This is a genomic window from Sphaerospermopsis kisseleviana CS-549, from assembly GCF_028329225.1.
GTDB classification, from domain to species: Bacteria; Cyanobacteriota; Cyanobacteriia; order Cyanobacteriales; family Nostocaceae; genus Sphaerospermopsis; species Sphaerospermopsis kisseleviana.
This window is the reverse complement of record NZ_JAQMTI010000105.1, coordinates 1-18401: the sequence shown is the minus strand read 5'-3', so window position 1 is coordinate 18401 and position 18401 is coordinate 1. Positions and strand designations below refer to the sequence as shown.

The following is an 18401-nucleotide window of genomic DNA, read 5'->3' as shown; positions in this document are numbered from 1 at the left end:
AGTCCCCAGTCCCCAGTCCCCAGTCACTCAAGACTCAGCACTGGAAGAAGGACGACTGAAAACAGGAGAGAGATAGGCGACTAACAGACCTATTAAAAAAGCGGAAATATTACGAACTAGAGGAATCCAATCGCTGGTACGGGTAATAACTGGGGCAATACCGAAGGCAATAAACAAAATTCCCCACAAAGGTGAAAAAATTAACGCCCACTGCCAAGCAAAGACTTGTTTATCATCGCGGGGTTGAGCCGCAAAGCCACAAATCACACCACCAATAGCTGATGTAATCAGGGTGAGTATCCATTGTTCTCTTGGTAGTCCAGGAACGACGTTACAACCACCTTTGAGTAAACAACCTTTTACTGAATCTAAAGCCTGTAGAATTGCTTGATCTTCGCCGTTTTCCCTGACAAAGTACAAGTTACCAAACCGGGTTTGTAGTTCAATCCAAAATGTGCGGGGTAAAAGTTCATAAACCGCATCACCCACACTAAAACTGAGAATATTACCACCGCGAGCATCTGCAACTAAAAGAATGCTTTTGTCATCCAAACCCCAATATTTGATCACTGCCCTGCCTGGGGTGCGGTCATACTGGGTTAATACTCGCAATTTCCAGCCTGTATCCGTTTCAAATTGTTCTAAGTCTTTGACAAGTTTTTCTTCCTGGGGGTCTGGGAGAGTCTTTGCTAAATCGACAACTGGGGTAAATGTGTCCGGTAGTAAGTCAGGATTTTCATAAGCTAAGGCTGATGGTGAATGAATCGCCCAAATTGACCCAGCAAAGCAAAATACTGCAATGGATACTAAGATTTTTCGCCAAAAACAACGCTGCATGGAATTTTTTATACAAAATATTAAGGGCAAAGGTAAACAAGTGCTTTTTAAAGATTACGAGAAAAGTGATACTTCTTTACACTTGTTTACTTTACTCTAATTTAAGGTCAGTTGTCAGGAGGCAGGAAGGAGGCAGGGGAGCAGGAAGCAGGGGGAAGTTAATAACCCAATGCCCAATGCCCAGTCACCAGTCACCAGTCACCAGTCACCAGTCACCAGTCACCAGTCCCCAGTCACCAGTCACCTATCAACTATTCTTCTATTTTCCGAACTTAGCAATTCTCGCTCTGGCAAAGTTAACTCTGGTTTGTCAGGAATGGATAAGCGTTCGGGGTTACGTCTGGCAGGTTTTTGGCGTGTGAAAGTTTTCCAGGCTGCTTTAACACCAACTACGAAGCTGCGTGTGCTGACTTGAATATTTTGAGCTTGTTTTTTGGCACTATTCAAACTTTGATCTACTTGTTTAACGACTTGACCGGCACTTTTGACACCTTCACTCACATCATCGGTTAAGTCTGTTATTTCTAAACTGGTATTACGAATGGCTTTGAGGGTGGGGGGTAACTCTCTTGAGAGGGTATCAAAAAATTTTTCGGCACTACGGGCGGCGCGTGCTAACTCCTGCACAGCGGGTATGGCCGCTACTAAAACAGCGGTGAGACTAGCAGCGACTAAGAGTATAGACAGTCCCAGCCAAAACAGAGGGTCAATCACGGTTATGCTATTTGTGAGCGTTATAGATTCTGGGTGAGAGAATCAGTGTTTTTAGGTTCAGCCGGGTTTGGCCTGTTTAGGGCTTGGCTTTCGCGTTGGGTGGCTTCTACTCCGGCTGCGATCGCTTCCCGTAGTCTCTCTAGGGTATCATCCCAGTTTTGCAATGCAGTGGCAGAAAGTCGATCAGCTTGAATCTGTACGCTGGTTGATATATCTTCTGCTAACTCTGGTAAGGCATCTGCTGATTTTTTCAAAAGTTTCCGCGTTTCTCTCCCCGGGCGGGGTGCAGCGAGTAATCCTGCTAAAGCACCAATGGTAGCTCCTAGCATCATACCGCCTATAAATATTCCCGAACGATTATTAGACATTTTTATGGTTAATCTTTTATATCCATTACACTCATTTTATGCTGGTTTGATGTTCTGGCAATAGGGAGTCATGGAGCAAGCGGTAGTTGAAGCTGTCGAAACTCACGGTGAAGTTTATAATTTATACTTTTTATACCTCTGCCAAATGTTTCTCCCTAGTAATACGAGGTTAAGAATTTGTTGCACCTGTTGAATTTGCAATTTCAGGTTTTGGTGTTTTTGCCATAATTCATAAATTTGCTGTTGTCCTGTATAAATATTTGCTGGTGCTGTATATAATACGGTATGGAGAGCGTGTTCATAGCTGTTTAACCTGTCTGCTATGATTCCTAGCTTGTGTTTAAGTTGCCATAGCAATCGAGCTATGTAAAGCAGCATTATTGAGATCATGATATTAATCAGGACAACTATAATAACCATAATCACCATTTTTACCTTTTTGCTCTCACTGTAGCCCTAACTTCAGTTGTTTGACATTCAGTTAAACTACACTTTAAAGGTGATACTAGAAAAGTAAGCATTCAGCTATCAGCACTCAGCAGTCAGCTAAAACTGCTCTTGAGGCTAATTTGCAAGGATTTTTAATTCCTAATTCCTCGTTAACAATACTCATAAATCCTAAATAATAGCTTATTACTGATTACTGACTGCTGAATACTTACCTAGAAAATATTTAATTTTCAATCAGATGGCGGATAAAAATTTAGAAGCTTTAGAAGCATTAATAGTGAAAATTGTGAAAAAGCTGATCAAAAAAGAACTCAGGAAGCTCAATCAGTATAGTCTACCAATTGTGACAACTGAGGTAAATCAGCAATTAGACAATTTTTTGGAAACTTTTGCAACTCCAGCAGCAACACGCTTTCCAGCAGAAATACTTGATGATGTAGATACCAGTAGTTTGATGAATATATCTACTAAAGAAGATGTGGAACTTGAACGCAAGTTAAGGGAACTGAAATTTAAACAAGAACTGAGGAAAGATTGGATATTATTTATTATCAAAGATGTCATAGTTTATGCTACTACTATTATATTTATTTTTATTTTTTCGGGTTTTTATTTATTCACTCTTATTCAGAAATCATGATTCGGCAAAATTTACAAGCTGATATTTATATTTTTGGTGAGTTTTGCTGATAGCTGACGGCTGAATGCTTATTCCTTTTCCTGCTATATCATTTCACTTACCATTTCGGAAATTTCATTGCTATATTAGAGTAAATTACTATTTTCATGAGGTTGGTAAAGCTGTGCGTGATGATTTAAGAGGTTTGGAAATTAGTCATCAAGAGTTGGAAAAATTGACTAATTTACCTGTTCATAATGAATTGTTTATCATTACTAATTATCTCAATCATTGGCGAAAAATGTTAATCGCAAAAATCAAAGGTTCTGAAGGAGCTACGGTAATTTTTATCGGTTGTTCAACTTTGGTTTTTTCATATCTGGTATTTGATGTTATGATCAAAATATTTGCCAGTTGGATTACCATTCCCTCTTGGATATTACTAATTTTATTTAGTGTCTGGAGTGGGGGTTTAAGCCAAACTATCTTATATTTTCTTTGGAGGAGTAAAAGCAAATTACTCAAAAAAAATATGACTAATTCTTTGCAAAATTTACTTAATGATGTGGAAAGATATAATGCAGTGATTAAAGCTATATATATTAATGATCAAATAGAAGAAGCAGGTAATCCAGAGGTAGGTATCACGCACAGAGAACGAGTTATTCAAGCTTTAAATTTCACTAAATTAGATTTAATACGTGCTTTGAAGACAGAAAGAATTTTGCGAGAAAATAAGAATTTCATCCTGAGTAATGCTGATTTATTTGCTAGTAATTTAGCTGCTTTAACTGCTATCCAAGTGACTGAACAAGCAACAGAACATGGACGATTATTAAATGAAGCATTGCAGATTGCTTTAGATGTGCAATACGAAATGCGAAGGTTACAGGAGCAGGGTTAAAAAACTTCCAAATCAAAAAATAAGTAGTTGGGCAAAATAAATTTTATAGTTAGGAGAGGGAACAGATAAGGAATATAGACATTTTTGTTTTCTATCAATATGTTAAATTAATTTTGCCTGGGTACTCATTTCTAAGCTGATAAACCTTTAATTTACACAACCAGGGCGGGCAGGATGCCCACCCCACAAGAGTTTTAATTTTAGATAATATGGAAGTTAAATGTCCAACAGCTTATTTCCAGCAGATTACTCCCTCGCAAAAATTTTGTTAATCTTCTCTGGCAGGAACAGAGTAATATTAAAGAATATGAAGCACGCGGCAGCGTGGATTTAGCTTAGGTATTGCACATTGATATGGACTGGAAAGAAATTAGAGGCAACTGGGTAATTATTCCCCGTCATCCCATCGGGATCATCCATTTTTTGGGGGGTGCATTTGTCGCTACCGCACCCCACCTGACTTACCGCTGGTTACTAGAACAGTTGGCAGCTAAAGGTTATGTGGTGGTTGCTACACCTTTTGTCAACACCTTAGATCATCAGGCGATCGCCGAATCTGTACTGCTGAACTTTGAACGCACCATAGAACGATTACACTATTCCGGCGAATTACGCAAGCTGTACCTACCAATTTATGGTATTGGACACAGTATGGGTTGCAAACTGCATTTACTGATTGGTAGTCTTTTCCCAGTAGAAAGGGCAGGTAATATTCTCATATCATTTAACAATTACACAGCTAAAGATGCCATTCCTCTCGTAGAACAATTAAATTCTACTTTGGCGATTGAGTTTACTCCCACACCCTTAGAAACTAACCAACTTGTAGAAGAACGTTATCAAATTCGTCGTAATTTTTTAATCAAATTTAGCAATGATAATCTTGATCAATCAGCAATTTTAACAAAAATATTACAAAAACGTTTTCCAGAAATGGTGACAGTACAAACCTTACCAGGAAATCATACCACACCATTAGGTCAAGATATTAATTGGCAAGCTGGAAATTCTTTTACTCCTCTTGATGCTTTAGGACAATGGTTTAAACAAGAAGTATATCGTGATATACACCAGTTAAAAAAAGTCATGCTGTTATGGCTCAATCCTCTGGCATCTTCATAATACCCCAGGAGTCAGGAATACACACCGATTAATACTTACTTCGATTTCAATTCTGTACTGCTATTAACTGAAATATGCTGTATGTGATGATATCAAAATCTTAGTAAGTAAATGGATCATTAAAAATGATTTTTTAAAACCAAAGTTAGTATTTTGAGACATCATACTACTAACCATTTGTTCATCACTTTCATCTTGTATTTTAATTTGTATTCCTGGGTATAATATTAATTGTATACACGATTTATTATGTTTCAGATTTTAGTAATTGATGATGACTATTCAATCCAGATCCTTCTTAAAAGGATGTTAGAAAAACAGGGTTATCAAGTAATCACTGCTAATAATGGTCAAGAAGGAATTTTACAAGCTTTGGCTTGTCCTCCAGCCCTAATCATTTGTGATTGGATCATGCCAGGTTTATCTGGATTAGAAGTCTGCGATCGCATCAAGAAAGACCCTAAATTATCCTCCACATTTTTTATTTTATTAACATCCTTAGATTCAGTTGCAGATCGCGTCAAAGGACTAGATGCTGGTGCTGATGATTTTATTTCCAAACCTATTGAACAAAATGAACTGCAAGCCAGAGTCAGAGCCGGATTACGTCTACATCAGTTAAATCGGGATTTACAAACCCAAAAGCTATTGTTAGAAACAGAACTAGCAGAAGCAGCAGAATATGTCAAATCCCTTTTGCCCTTACCCATGTCTACACCTCTGACTATTAGTTCTCGATTCATTCCCTCACGACAACTAGGAGGAGATTGCTTTGATTATTATTGGTTAGATGCTGATCATTTGGCAATTTATTTATTAGATACTGCTGGACATGGACTCAGAGCAACTCTTCCCTCTGTATCTGTACTCAATTTGCTTCGTTCCCGTGCGCTCAAAGGACTTAATTATTATCAGCCTAGTCAGGTGTTAAAAGCTTTAAATGATACTTTCCAAATCAATTATCAAAATGATAAATATTTTACTATTTGGTATGGTGTATACAACCGCATCAATCGCCAGCTAATTTATGCAAGTGCTGGACATCCACCCGCAGTATTAGTATCTGGAAAATCTCCCAGTACCACAGAAATAAAACTCCTAAAAACGCCAGGAATGCCAGTTGGGATGTTTCCTGAAGCAAAATATGTGGATGAAACTTACCAAATTGAAAAATGCAGTAGTCTTTACATTTTTAGCGATGGCGCTTATGAAATTACTAAATCAGATGGTAATCTTTGGAGTCTGGATGGATTTGTTCAGTTGCTAGTTAGCTTACAACATTCGGTTGATTACCAACTTGATTATATACTGAAATATTTAATCAATTTAAACTCCAAAGAATCCTTTGATGATGATTTATCTATTCTGCAAATTAAATTTGATTAACTTGTAGCTAGTAAGACTTGATTAAAAGCATCTTGGCTAGGAAAAATTTCCAAAACTTTATTTATACTGGTTAATTCAAATATCATCCTCACTTGATCATTCACCGAGCAGAGAACCATTTTAATGTCAGCATCTCGTAGGGTTTTAAAAGCTAATATTAGAGATCCTAAACCAGAACTATCCAGAAATGTAATATTTTGACAATCAACTAAAACAATCTTTACACCCTTTACACCACTTTCTAGAATTTGGGCAATATCTTGCTGAAATTCTGATGCAGTTTCAGCATTTAAATTTTTTTTAAGTGTAAGAACTTTCACCTGCTGACTCATAATTAGGTTACTCTGATTGATATCAATGGTGTTCTCTTGTAGCTAGTATATACCAATATAGTAAATTTTCCTCAAATAATCATCAGAACAATAGAAATATTTACTTACTTTAAATAGCTTATACAATATAAAATTTTTAATAAAAAAATATAATTTTCTAATAAAAAATTCATAAAAAATTGTCAAATTTGAACTGATAGACATCGGCTTTTAGCTAGAAATTTATTCTCTACAAATCAATAGTTGATATTACATATTTTGTTTTATGCTAATTTAACAAATGGTTCGAGGGAACTCCTAACTATAAGATTTATTTTACACAACTGATTCAGAGAATTGATCATTACACAGGATTTACCTTAGCTCGATAAAGCAGCTTATCACCTTGACGGTATCCAACATAACACACTTTGACTTTTTCGCCTAGTTGGGCTGTTCCCTGCAATAATTCATGCCATTGGGGATCATAAGGTATTTCGGCTCCCACAGAGGCGATCGCTTCCACACCCCAAGCCTGCAATAATTTTTCCAGAGGCTTTTGCACCACAGGTAGTATTTTAACCGCTTCTAGCTGGGGATTATCCTTTGCTTTCTGTGCTGCTGTAGGCCAAAACAACAATAAAGATTCCAAAATTTGTAAACTCGACTGCTGAAACTCTTGCTGTAACACCTCTCGCTGTTGTTCCAGCATCAGCACGATTCGTTCATACTCTCTTTTCAAATCAGCAATTTCTTGTAATAATTGTTCATCCGTACCTAAGTTGTGAGTTGTGACTGCAAAACCTACAACTTGGGAATCAGAACTTGCAGTTGAAAACGCTGCTACTATTTCACCCAGTGATATCTGTAGGATTTTTGATAGCTTCAGCAAAACCTCTACCCGCATTTGCTCCAACCTTCCCCTTCTTAAACACAAGATTTGCCACTCGGAAACACCAGCAGCGTCACTCAAAGATTTAAAACTAGAGATACCTACACGCTGCATAAAATTTCGCAACTTTGGGGTGAAATCTTGATCCGGCATAAGGCAGAGGATATAGGTTTTTGTTGTCTATTATACCCCATTTCCTGCATCTTGAGTGTACCAGTAAATTTTCTTGCATTTAATGTGTTTTTTTATGCACCTGCATTCTTTAGATTTATCAAAAAATTGGGTCTCACATCATTCCTGTCAGGATGACTTGACGAAAGAATATACAGTGGACTGTAAGTGTAGTTGGTGTCATTCCCATATACAAAGCCTATCATTACAGATTTTTAGGTATACTAGACCTGTCCAAAATAGAATGTATTAATTTGTCATAAGTTGTAGGGGCGAAGCTTATGGGCGATAATTTGAGGGAAAATCATATCCCATAAGCTTCGACCTGCCCGCATAAATAGGTTCCATAATTTCTTTTCTGGAGAAGTCTATTAAAGACTTATGAAAAAAATTTGCGGTAACGCACCCCCGGACAGGGGGAAAGTAACGCTTGGGGAGAGAACCACCTCGCTTGTTAGACACCGCAAGGGATCTAGTCTAAGTGGACTCGCCGAACCAAGAATCCCCGCACGTAAACGCGCAGGAAGTGTCAATTTATTAACTTCAAACAACTAGAGATTTTAACTAATAAGTTTTAATTATTACTGAATTAATATCAAGTGTAAAAAAAACATACAAATAAATCAATTAAGTAAATAGTGATTACTGATGGATATTTAAGTTACTAATACTAACCAAAATTTGTATAGTTATATTAGAATATAGTTTCTAAATTATAGAAATAGTCCAAAATATTGAGTGACAATTCACGAACTGTCATAAAAAAAATCATTAACTCATGTATAATCTATTTTGAAGAGACTTGTTTTAACAAGACTTGCTATTTTGAGATGGTTCAATAAAGAGAATGACTATAGTAATTAGTGATTAAAAACTTTTTATTTAAGCAGTTACAAACTCCGTCGAAATAGCAAATGAATAATTCAACAGTAATTCTTAGTAACAATCAATTACCCCATACTAATGTATTAATTCACTATTGGGTAGCAATGCCCCAACCAGAAAATCATCTGTTTGAGGTAACATTACACCTTGTAAACTACCCATTACCAATTCTTGACTTGAAAATGCCAGTATGGACACCAGGTTCATACTTAGTGCGAGAATACGCTAAGAATTTACAAGATTTTGCTGCCTTTGCCGGCTCAGAACCCTTATCCTGGCGAAAAATCAGCAAAAATCACTGGCAGATAGAAAAAGGTGATGCTGCTGAAGTCATCCTGCGTTATCGCGTTTTTGCCAATGAATTATCAGTACGCACAAATCATTTAGATGCTACTCATGGTTATTTTAACGGTGCGGCGCTGTTTTTAAGAATCCCCGGTTGGGAAGAAAAACCAATTCATATTACCATCGTCCCACCACACCCAGAATGGCAAGTAACCACAGGTTTACCAGCAGTGACAGAAGAAGCCAATACCTTCCTAGCAGCAGATTTTGATACTCTTGTTGATACTCCATTTGAAATTGGTAATCATGATTTGTTTCACTTTCATGTATTAGGAAAACCTCATGAGTTAGCAATTTGGGGAAAAGGAAACTACAAACCGCAAAAACTGCTAGAAGATTTCCATAAAATCATTGAATTGGAAGCACAAATGTTTGGTGGTTTGCCCTATCAAAGATATTTGTTTATACTGCATTTATTTGATCAGGCTTATGGCGGATTAGAACATAAAAACTCATGTTCATTAATTTATCATCGGTTTGGATTTCATATTCAAGATAAATATGAACGTTTTACCCAATTAGTAGCCCACGAGTTTTTTCATCTGTGGAATGTTAAAAGAATCCGTCCCAAAGGGTTAGAAGTTTTTGATTACGATCAAGAAAACTATACCCCCTCTCTCTGGTTTTGTGAAGGTACTACAAGTTACTATGATTTAATAATTCCTTTCCGGGCGGGAATTTATGATATTAAATCATACTTTCATCATGTCAATGAAGAAATTACCAAATATCTGAAAACGCCAGGAAGGAAAGTACAACCACTTGCTGAATCTAGTTTTGATGCTTGGATTAAGCTATATCGTCAAGATGCTAATAGTGGTAATTCGCAAATTTCCTATTATTTAAAAGGGGAAATGGTATCACTATTGCTGGATTTGTTAATTCGCTCTCTTCATCATAATCAATTGTCTTTTGATGATGTGATGCGGAAAATGTGGCAGCAATTTGGTAAAGAAGAAATTGGTTATACTCCAGAACAATTAAAGGAGGTAATTGAAACTGTCGCCGGCACAGATTTAACGGATTTCTTTGATTGCTATATTCATGGATTGGATGAGTTACCATTCAATCAATATTTAGAACCTTTTGGTTTAAAATTGGTAGAAGAATTAGAGACAGAACCATATTTAGGTGTGAGAATCAAAACTGAACATGGACAGGAAATAATTAAATTTGTCGAGATGGGTTCTCCTGCATACACAGCAGGAATTAATGCAGGTGATGAATTATTGGCAATTGATGGTATTAAGGTAGGAAAAAATCAGTTAAGTGAACGGTTAAAAGATTACCAACCCAACGATACTATCAACATCACTGTTTTCCACCAAGACGAACTGCGTAACTATTCCATCACCTTAGCACCACAACATCCTCATAAATATCAATTACGTCCAGTAGAAGATCCTGATACTACTCAGCAAGAGAACTTTTTAGGTTGGTTAGGTGTGCCTTTATCAGCTATTAAGTAAGGGAGATAGGGAGATAAATTTTAGATTTTAGATTTTAGATTTTAGATTGGAGACTACAAAAACAATCCAAAATCCAAAATCCAAAATCCAAAATACATAACTCCTGCCTCCTTACTGATTCTGACTTTTTAAAACACCTGCTTCGTGTTGCATTGGTAAAACATCTAAAATATCGGTTTGGGAGCAATATTTTAAATCTTCTAAACATTCCAGGCGTAATAATCGCTTACCGTGACTAGCTTGATGGAATAATCCCAGTAAGTCATTTTGCCATTGTGAATAAAGAGCGATCGCACTGGTAACTTCATCATTCCCAGCTATTTCTTCCAGGGAAGAATCGGTTTGTTGCCAAATACTATGAGCGATCGCACCTGCACAAACAGTATCCTCTAAAGAAAAACTACCTTCCCAACCTGAACCAACGATCCAAATGGTTTCTGGTTGCTTTTCTAAGAGAAATTTCACCACCGCAGACCGATTAATTAAAGCTGCTGCCAGAACAATAGGAGCTTGTTGAATGCGCTGTAAGGCACGAGTACCATTAGTGGTACTGATAAACAAGCGTCGCCCTTGTACTAATTCTGCTGTGCAATCTAGGGGCGAGTTACCCAACTCAAAGCCAGACACTTTTGCGCCGCCTCTTTCTCCAGCCCGTAATCGTTTTTCGGCAGGCCATTGTTCACTCACTGCCATGAGTTGATCTAAATCACTAAAAACTTGCACTGCCTCGCCTCCAGCCGCTAACACTGTCGCTATTGTGCTAGTGGCTCGCAAAACATCAACAGCGATCGCGCATTCTGGCGTTGCCTCAGTTGGGGTTAATTCTGGAGTATGATATACAAATATCTTCACGGGCTAGATATACCTGCTCTATACTACTGCGGTTATATTCTACCCACTTGATGTCACTCACTGGCTATCTTCAAATCTCGATCTTTATAAGAAAATGTGCTGAAAACCCCTTGAGGTTGAGTTTTGGAGGGTGGCAGAAAAACTTAACCGCCCTTCAAGATAGAAAAAACTCGAGATTGTCTACATGAGGATTTCTCATTTTTAATCTTCCCAAAAATCCACATTCAGCATCGCTTCAAGATCAGGACTAAATGGCCATGTATCAGGAAACTCGCACTGCGGATAACCCCGACGCACAATTTTGAGAGTATCTTCGTAAACTTCATCAAAAACTTCGTGAAAATAGGGCTTTAAACTCGGTGCTTGTTTGAGTAATCGCTTCAGAGATACCCTTTGCTTATCAATGGATTCTACCCAACCACGATAACAATCAGGCATATTTACATAAGTCCGCTTGAGAAGATGTTCAAGAAGTTCTCCTAGCCGGTTTTCAAGTTCGTGTTTTTGCGATCGCCCCAAACTCTCTATCTCCTCAATCAGATTCTCAAAATCTAACCCCTCAATATCCCTACTCCGTAACTTATTGACTGTATCTTCAATCCACAGTAAATAATCTTGCTCATATAAAGATACTGCAATTTGTGTCTGTGTCATTGCTTGATATCCTCATTCAAGTGTAAATAAATATTTTTAACTATTTAACTATTCCCAAAAATCCACATTCAACATCGCTTCAAGATCACGGCTAAAAAGCCATGTATCAGGAAACTCACACTGCGGATAACCATTGCGGACAATTTTCAGAGCTTCTGCGTAAGCTTCATCAAACACTTGGCTAAAATAAGGCTTGAGACTGGGTGAATTTTTGAGTAACTTTCTGAGTCCATTCCTTTGTTTAATGATTGATTCTACCCACCTGCGATAACAATCGGGCATATTTACGTATTTTCGCTTGAGGATATGCTCCAAAAGCTCTTCTAGCCGATTTTCTAGTTCTCGTTTGTCCGATCGCCCCAAACTCTCTATCTCCTCAATCAGATTCTCAAAATCTAACCCCTCAATATCCCTACTCCGTAACTTATTGACCGTATCTTCAATCCACAGTAAATAATCTTGCTCATATAAAGATACTGCAACTTGTGTCTGTGTCATTGCTTGATATCCTCATTCAAGTGTAAATAAATATTTTTAACTATTTAACTATTCCCAAAAATCCACATTCAGCATTGCTTCAATATCACGACTAAACGGCCATGTATCTGGAAACTCACACTGCGGATAACTCTTGTAAACAACTTTGAGAGCATCTGCATAAGCTTCATCAAACACTTTGGCAAAATATGGTTTTAGGCTAGGTGAATCTTTTAATAAATCTCTAATGCCAATTCTTTGTTTAATGATTGATTCTACCCACCCGCGATAACAATCTGGCATATTTACGTATTTTCGCTTGAGGATATGTTCCAAAAGCTCCCTGAGTCTACTTTCCAGTTCTCGTTTATCTGATCGCCCCAAACTCTCTATCTCCTCAATCAGATTCTCAAAATCTAACCCCTCAATATCCCTACTCTGTAACTTATTGACTGTATCTTCAATCCACAGTAAATAATCTTGCTCATATAAAGATACTGCAACTTGTGTCTGTGTCATTGCTTTATTTACCTGACGTGACCTAACTTAAGTTTAAGTTAAAGCCAGTTGAGAATGTTTAAGTTGATATTTTTAAGAGTGGCAAACCGACAATCAAACTGTAACCTGGAAATATAAACAACTTCATCGCTCAAACCATCAACATGGCTCCATTACCAGATTACCGTCCTAAGCAATTATCCGTCGGTCCTTTGGAAGCAGAAATTCTCAGCATTGTCTGGGAACTTGGTTCAGCTACAGTCAAAGATGTACACGATCGCATCCTTGCTGATCCTAACCGCGAACTAGCTTATACATCTGTCACCACCGTTTTACGTCGTCTCACGGAAAAAGGTTGGTTAGCTTGCGATAAACAAGGAAAAGCCTTTTATTGGCGGCCACTGCTAACAAAACAACAAGCAGAGATGATTAAAGCCCATGAGCAACTACAGCGATTTTTAGCAGTAGGTAATCCTGATGTAGTTGCCGCCTTTGCTGATAGTTTAGATGAAGCAGCTAGTGAACAAATAGAAGCGATCGCCAAACGCATTCAAGCTGCACGTCAAGCCAGGGGAGAAAAATAGGAGACAAATCACATTATGCACCTACTCATGATTTTAATTGCTGTAGCGATCGCCTACAGTTTACGACATTATGCCCACATCCCCGCAGGAAATTGGCATTTAAGATGGCGAAAAACTCTATTTTTATTCCTCTTTCCTCCCTTACTCATCTTCATGACTGTCACCGCTGTGTTTTGCATGGGTACACAGGGGAAAATGGGGGGAATGTCTACAGGTTCTTTTAGCTATCTCCTGTCCTTAATTTTTCTCGCTATTTTCAACATTTTAGGAATTAAACAGGCTTTTCAAGGTTGGAAATCTGTAAAATCTGCCTGTGAATGTCCACAAATCAATCTAGCAGGTAAACAAGTCCGAATCCTAGAAACAAAGGCTTTATTTGCCGGTCAAATGGGATTTTGGCAACCAGAATTAGTAGTCAGTCAAGGATTACTAGAAACTCTCTCCCCAGAACACCTAGAAAGCGTCCTCGCACACGAACAAGGACATTACCAGTATAGGGATACATTTTGGTTTTTTTGGCTCGGCTGGGTGCGTTCTTGTACCTCCTGGTTGCCAAATACAGAAGCACTTTGGCAAGAATTATTAATGTTGCGAGAATTAAGGGCTGATAGTTATGCAGCATCCCAAGTAGATCCCCTAATTTTAGCTGAATCTTTATTGTTAGTGGTGAGTAACCAAACCCTAACATCAGAAGTTTGCTGTGCAGCTTTAGGTTCTTCTGCGGTTGATAGGTTAGAACAAAGAATAGACGCTTTGTTAACACCAACAGAACCAAATTCAGAAATGCCATTACAATCTTGGCATATTTTTCTATTAGCATTTCTGCCTTTGGTAACGGTGATTTTCCATACCTAATCACCCAGATCCCTGATTTCTTCAAGAAGTCGGGGATCTATCCATTAATCCAACAAATCTTTTAACACCTTCCCCAAATCCTCATAATGCTGAAGTTGATTATAAATCTGTGCAGAAACTCGGATCAACAAACGCGGATTTTCCTCCCAAGGTATCACAGGTACTTCAATTCCAAATCTATCCAATAACTGATCATGGAAAAACATAAAATCCCAATCTGCCAACTTTCCATAAATTGGTAAAACTGCCATTGAACCAATCATTTCTTCTGGACAAACTGGTGCAACTTCCAACACTTCACAAAGTAACTTTCTTGCTGCTAAAACCATCTGGTGATTACGCTGCATTAATTCTATCCACCCACCAGGTAACAGGGAATCCATAAAATCAATTGCTTCCGGTACGCACATATAAGCAGTAGGATCATCCGTACCCATCCAGTCAAATTCCAATTGAAAGCGACTTTTATCAGTGCGGGGAGAATTTGCACCATGACTAATTGTTAAAGGGCGGATTTTTGTTTGTTGATCCCTTTGCACGTATAAAAAACCTGCACCCTTGGGCGCACATAACCATTTATGACAATTACCTACATAATAAGTTGCGCCAATTTCCACTAAATTTAAAGGAATCATCCCCGGTGCATGAGAACCATCAACCAGGGTATCTACTCCCTGTGCTTGCAACTGCTTAACTAACTCTTGAATAGGAAAAATTAACGCCGTTTGGCTAGTAACATGATCTAACAGTGCTAATTTTGTTCTTGGTGAAACCTGTTCCATCACTGCTGTCACCACTTCTTGCGGTGAAGCAATAGGAAAAGGAATTTTAGCCACCACCACCCGCGCACCTGTGCGACTCGCAACAAAATCTAAGGCATTTCTGCAAGCGTTATATTCATGGTTAGTGGTGAGAATTTCGTCTGCTGGTGCAAAACTCAATGACCTGAGTACAGCATTTACCCCAGTGGTTGCATTCGGCACAAATACCAAATCTTCAACATCACTACCAACAAACTTTGCTAATTTGCTTCTAGCATGATCTATCAATATTTCCCAGTCTCGACCAAAAAACCGCACAGGTTCAGCTTCTAGTTGTTGACGTAATCTTTGCTGAACTTCCAAAACCGCTTTTGGACAAGCACCAAAAGAGCCATGATTGAGAAATATCACCTCTGGTTCAAGTGACCAAAATTTCTCAAAATCAAAAGCATGAAGATTGAAATTTGCGTTTTCTTCCTTCATGCTTTATCCTCTATTTATTGAACTCCCCAGGCCGGATTCGAACCAGCGACCAATCGATTAACAGTCGATCGCTCTACCGCTGAGCTACTGAGGAACGCTCGCAACGATTACTATATTAGACTGAAAATCAGATGATGTCAACTACTTTGGCAAAATTTTTTTTATTTATTTTTTTATTTAATTTTCGATGTTGTTTTTATACTGCTGGTACATATAGCCGTACACAGAGTAGTCAGGACATCAATTAATCATGAAACTCTGACTACAAAAGGGTTTCACTCCTGACTCTTGCTGTATAATTGATTCCAGGCTAAAGCCACTCCCGGTAAGGAGTTCAGACATTTTTGCCAATCGTAAATTAAAGTCCCATTCTTAATTGTGCTAACTTCTGTCTAGCCTGATCATCAATAGCATTAGCCAAAAATCTGCCTTTGGGTTGTTTCTTGGGTTGATATCTATGACGCATCCGACAAACCGTAGCTTCCACCTCACCGCATAATTGATGTGCTGATAACCATTGGGCACCATACCCCTGAACCATCAACTGCTGCGCTCGGTCTGATGTGGCAACAATGACGCGAGAAATTAAACATTGGGCGATTTGGTGACGTAAACCCGCACAAGCTTTTTCAATGTAAGTATCTGCGGTCTGTCCAAAGTCTGTGTAATGCACTGTGAGAAATTCTGTAATCATTTCTCGACTACCAGCAGCATTTTGATATTGGGCATCAAAGATAATTTGAGTTTCATATCCTTGAAACGCGCTATAATTAGTTATAGCTTCCACTAATTCACCGCGTGCTGCCTCTAGTCCAGCATCATCACGAGTTTTTTTCAAGCAAGGCCAAGCGCCTATAATGTTGTAACCATCCACTAACAAAATGGATGGGATGATAGAACGGGGCATGGTTTTTAATCACAATTATCTAGAGTTAACAAAAATCATTCATAAGACTTATAGTAATTGAAGCACCACTTGTAACACTATGTTACAGAGAATAAAATTGGTGACTGGTGATTGGGGATTGGGGATTGGGGATTGAGTAGACTTAAATCTATGGGCATTATAAATTTGGTGATTGGTGAATATCGTTTCATTTCATCACCCATCACTACCAATAAGTCGCTGTTTTAGGCGTTCAGCTTCACCAGCGTCAACTAAAACACCCTTTTCTAATAAAAAAGCGCCATCACAATAATTTAACTCATCTAAACGGTGTGTTACCCACAAAGCCGTAATACCGCGACTTTTCACCAAACGACGCACACTAGCTACTAAATCTAATTGACTATCTGGATCTAATAAAGCCGTGGGTTCATCTAACAATAAAACTTCACAGTGACGAGCGATCGCCCCAGCAATAGCCACACGCTGTTTTTGTCCACCAGAAAGCGCATAAATAGGCCTGCGTTGTAAAGATAGTAAATTTACTGCGCCTAAAGCCTCCTCTACCCTAGCTTTTACCATAGCAGGAGGTAGTTTTTCTTCCACCAATCCAAAAGCCACATCAGCGCCAACAGTGGGCATAACTAATTGATGATCAGGATTTTGGAACACAAAACCCACAGGAGGAGAAATACCAATTTCCCCAGACTGGGGAGCTAATAAACCAGCTATTAACCTTAAAAGAGTTGACTTCCCACTGCCATTAGTCCCCAAAAGCATCCAAAATTCACCTTTAGGGACTTTGAGAGAGCAAGATTTAATTACTTGCTCCCCACTAGGCCAAAAGAAGTTCAAATTATTAACTTCAATGCCTACTACCGTCATTTTTATACCTTGGTTTATTCAGCCATAGTGAAAGCAGCAAAGCCCGGAGGTTTACCACTGCTACTAGCTGCACCATCTTTCTGCGAAATTTGGACTCCCGAAATTTCACTAGCACGGACAGCAATTTTTTTCTCAGTTTTGCCTTCGCACTTGAGTTCAACAAGATCAGGGTTGCCAGTACGCATTGCTGCCAAAATCAGCTGATAAACAGCTTCAGCATCTTCAGCAGACTTACGTTGTACTGAGATCGGGAAAGCAGTATTTCTGATGCTTAAGTCGATGGTAAACATTTAGAATTAATCACATTTCACTGACTGTAGGAATAATTCTAGCGTTATTGGTGATTGGGGATTGGTGATTGGGGATTGGGAATAATATTATCCATTACCCATGACCAAGATCAAAATTTATCTTCATTGACATTCCCGACCTAAAGGTGGGGGGATTCTTGGTTCAACGAGTCCACTTAGACTAGATCACTTGCGGTGTCTCACAAGCGAGGTGGTTCTCTCCTCAAGCGTTACTTTCCCCCAGCGGGCGAGGTAGTTGTATTGCTGAGGCAGTGGGTTGGACAGGTCTCCCGGATTCAAGCAACTCCCGTCCCCTTGCCTAAAGCACGGTTAAGTTTTGGAACATGGCGGAAAAACTTAACCTCAAGGGTTTTCAGCCTTTTTTTTTATAACACTGGAAAAATTAGAGAAAAGCACTTATTATGATTAGAGACCGTAAAAAATTGTAAACTAGGTTGACAATTTGGTTATACTTCTGTTTATGGAAGGTCATGTCATAGCCACCCATAAACAGACAAAATCCGTACTTATAAATTTTTGGAGATTCTTTCTCATGACCATAGCAGTTGGACGCGCCCCGTCAAGAGGGTGGTTTGACGTACTAGACGACTGGTTAAAGCGCGATCGCTTCGTATTCGTAGGTTGGTCAGGTGTTTTATTATTCCCCTGTGCCTTCCTCGCATTAGGCGGTTGGTTAACCGGT

The 18401-nt window shown here is 38.6% G+C and carries 21 protein-coding genes, 1 tRNA gene and 1 pseudogene; 8 read left to right on the top strand and 15 right to left on the bottom strand.

Translation table 11 applies throughout. The features are described from left to right. Nucleotides 1-27: 27 nt before the first annotated feature. The 4 genes from PN497_RS08635 to PN497_RS08620 form a co-directional block, all read right to left on the bottom strand. The gene (locus PN497_RS08635; protein WP_096567781.1) at nt 28-837 is read right to left on the bottom strand and encodes a TPM domain-containing protein; all 810 of its coding nucleotides are present in this window, start codon (nt 835-837) and stop codon (nt 28-30) included. A 240-nt stretch (nt 838-1077) separates the two neighbouring features. Continuing rightward, nucleotides 1078-1551 (bottom strand): hypothetical protein, encoded by a 474-nt coding sequence (locus PN497_RS08630; RefSeq protein WP_096567779.1) that lies wholly within the window; start codon nt 1549-1551, stop codon nt 1078-1080. A 20-nt stretch (nt 1552-1571) separates the two neighbouring features. Beyond that, complete coding sequence (locus tag PN497_RS08625; protein ID WP_096567777.1) at nt 1572-1919, bottom strand: YtxH domain-containing protein; 348 nt, start codon at nt 1917-1919, stop codon at nt 1572-1574. Nucleotides 1920-2033: 114 nt separating this feature from the next. After that, nucleotides 2034-2348, bottom strand: coding sequence for a hypothetical protein (locus PN497_RS08620; protein ID WP_334310632.1), 315 nt, complete (start codon nt 2346-2348; stop codon nt 2034-2036). A 259-nt stretch (nt 2349-2607) separates the two neighbouring features. Between PN497_RS08620 and PN497_RS08615 the strand changes: the two genes are divergently transcribed. From PN497_RS08615 to PN497_RS08600, 4 genes are all read left to right on the top strand, one after another. After that, a complete protein-coding gene (locus tag PN497_RS08615; protein WP_190651132.1) occupies nt 2608-3009 on the top strand; it encodes a hypothetical protein in 402 nt (133 codons plus the stop codon). A 163-nt stretch (nt 3010-3172) separates the two neighbouring features. After that, nucleotides 3173-3892, top strand: a complete 720-nt coding sequence (locus PN497_RS08610) for a hypothetical protein (RefSeq protein ID WP_096572661.1) — start codon at nt 3173-3175, stop codon at nt 3890-3892. A 354-nt stretch (nt 3893-4246) separates the two neighbouring features. Then, nucleotides 4247-5014 (top strand): DUF1350 family protein, encoded by a 768-nt coding sequence (locus tag PN497_RS08605; protein ID WP_096567774.1) that lies wholly within the window; start codon nt 4247-4249, stop codon nt 5012-5014. A gap of 249 nt (nt 5015-5263) precedes the next feature. Beyond that, nucleotides 5264-6400 carry a PP2C family protein-serine/threonine phosphatase gene (locus tag PN497_RS08600; RefSeq protein ID WP_096567772.1) on the top strand — a complete coding sequence of 379 codons (1137 nt, stop codon included), beginning with the start codon at nt 5264-5266 and terminating at the stop codon, nt 6398-6400. Here the strand turns inward: PN497_RS08600 and PN497_RS08595 are convergent. Both PN497_RS08595 and grpE read right to left on the bottom strand, forming a co-directional pair. After that, a complete protein-coding gene (locus PN497_RS08595) occupies nt 6397-6732 on the bottom strand; it encodes an STAS domain-containing protein (RefSeq protein ID WP_096567770.1) in 336 nt (111 codons plus the stop codon). The two genes, PN497_RS08600 and PN497_RS08595, sit on opposite strands and share 4 nt — an antisense overlap. A 343-nt stretch (nt 6733-7075) precedes the next feature. Continuing rightward, complete coding sequence (gene grpE / locus PN497_RS08590; protein ID WP_096567768.1) at nt 7076-7756, bottom strand: nucleotide exchange factor GrpE; 681 nt, start codon at nt 7754-7756, stop codon at nt 7076-7078. Between the two features lie 932 nt (nt 7757-8688). On the opposite strand from grpE, the gene PN497_RS08585 reads away from it, so the two are divergent. Further along, on the top strand, nt 8689-10473 hold the full coding sequence (locus PN497_RS08585; RefSeq protein WP_096567766.1) for a M61 family metallopeptidase: 1785 nt from the start codon (nt 8689-8691) through the stop codon (nt 10471-10473). Between the two features lie 111 nt (nt 10474-10584). Here PN497_RS08585 and PN497_RS08580 read toward each other — a convergent pair whose 3' ends face one another. From PN497_RS08580 to PN497_RS08565, 4 genes are all read right to left on the bottom strand, one after another. After that, nucleotides 10585-11325, bottom strand: a complete 741-nt coding sequence (locus PN497_RS08580) for a 2-phosphosulfolactate phosphatase family protein (protein ID WP_096567764.1) — start codon at nt 11323-11325, stop codon at nt 10585-10587. A 201-nt stretch (nt 11326-11526) separates the two neighbouring features. Further along, a complete protein-coding gene (locus PN497_RS08575) occupies nt 11527-11979 on the bottom strand; it encodes a DUF29 domain-containing protein (RefSeq protein WP_096567762.1) in 453 nt (150 codons plus the stop codon). A gap of 48 nt (nt 11980-12027) precedes the next feature. Continuing rightward, entirely contained in the window at nt 12028-12477 is a 450-nt protein-coding gene (locus PN497_RS08570) for a DUF29 domain-containing protein (protein WP_096567760.1), read from the bottom strand. Nucleotides 12478-12525: 48 nt separating this feature from the next. Next, a complete protein-coding gene (locus PN497_RS08565) occupies nt 12526-12975 on the bottom strand; it encodes a DUF29 domain-containing protein (protein ID WP_096567758.1) in 450 nt (149 codons plus the stop codon). Nucleotides 12976-13118: 143 nt separating this feature from the next. Between PN497_RS08565 and PN497_RS08560 the strand changes: the two genes are divergently transcribed. Together PN497_RS08560 and PN497_RS08555 are read left to right on the top strand one after the other, a co-directional pair. Beyond that, on the top strand, nt 13119-13538 hold the full coding sequence (locus PN497_RS08560) for a BlaI/MecI/CopY family transcriptional regulator (RefSeq protein WP_096567756.1): 420 nt from the start codon (nt 13119-13121) through the stop codon (nt 13536-13538). Nucleotides 13539-13553: 15 nt separating this feature from the next. Continuing rightward, the gene (locus tag PN497_RS08555) at nt 13554-14393 is read left to right on the top strand and encodes a M56 family metallopeptidase (protein ID WP_096567754.1); all 840 of its coding nucleotides are present in this window, start codon (nt 13554-13556) and stop codon (nt 14391-14393) included. Nucleotides 14394-14437: 44 nt separating this feature from the next. Here PN497_RS08555 and PN497_RS08550 read toward each other — a convergent pair whose 3' ends face one another. From PN497_RS08550 to PN497_RS08530, 5 genes are all read right to left on the bottom strand, one after another. Continuing rightward, complete coding sequence (locus PN497_RS08550) at nt 14438-15637, bottom strand: aminotransferase class V-fold PLP-dependent enzyme (RefSeq protein WP_096567752.1); 1200 nt, start codon at nt 15635-15637, stop codon at nt 14438-14440. A 22-nt stretch (nt 15638-15659) separates the two neighbouring features. Continuing rightward, nucleotides 15660-15731: transfer RNA gene (locus tag PN497_RS08545), tRNA-Asn, on the bottom strand. Between the two features lie 264 nt (nt 15732-15995). Then, on the bottom strand, nt 15996-16544 hold the full coding sequence (locus PN497_RS08540; RefSeq protein ID WP_096567750.1) for an NYN domain-containing protein: 549 nt from the start codon (nt 16542-16544) through the stop codon (nt 15996-15998). 195 nt (nt 16545-16739) lie between these two features. Beyond that, nucleotides 16740-17408: an ABC transporter ATP-binding protein gene (locus PN497_RS08535; protein ID WP_096567748.1), complete on the bottom strand. Its 669-nt coding sequence runs from the start codon at nt 17406-17408 to the stop codon at nt 16740-16742. A 14-nt stretch (nt 17409-17422) separates the two neighbouring features. Then, complete coding sequence (locus tag PN497_RS08530; RefSeq protein WP_096567746.1) at nt 17423-17698, bottom strand: hypothetical protein; 276 nt, start codon at nt 17696-17698, stop codon at nt 17423-17425. A 553-nt stretch (nt 17699-18251) separates the two neighbouring features. Between PN497_RS08530 and PN497_RS08525 the strand changes: the two are divergent. Beyond that, a pseudogene (locus PN497_RS08525) lies at nt 18252-18401 on the top strand (photosystem II D2 protein (photosystem q(a) protein)); the annotation flags it as partial.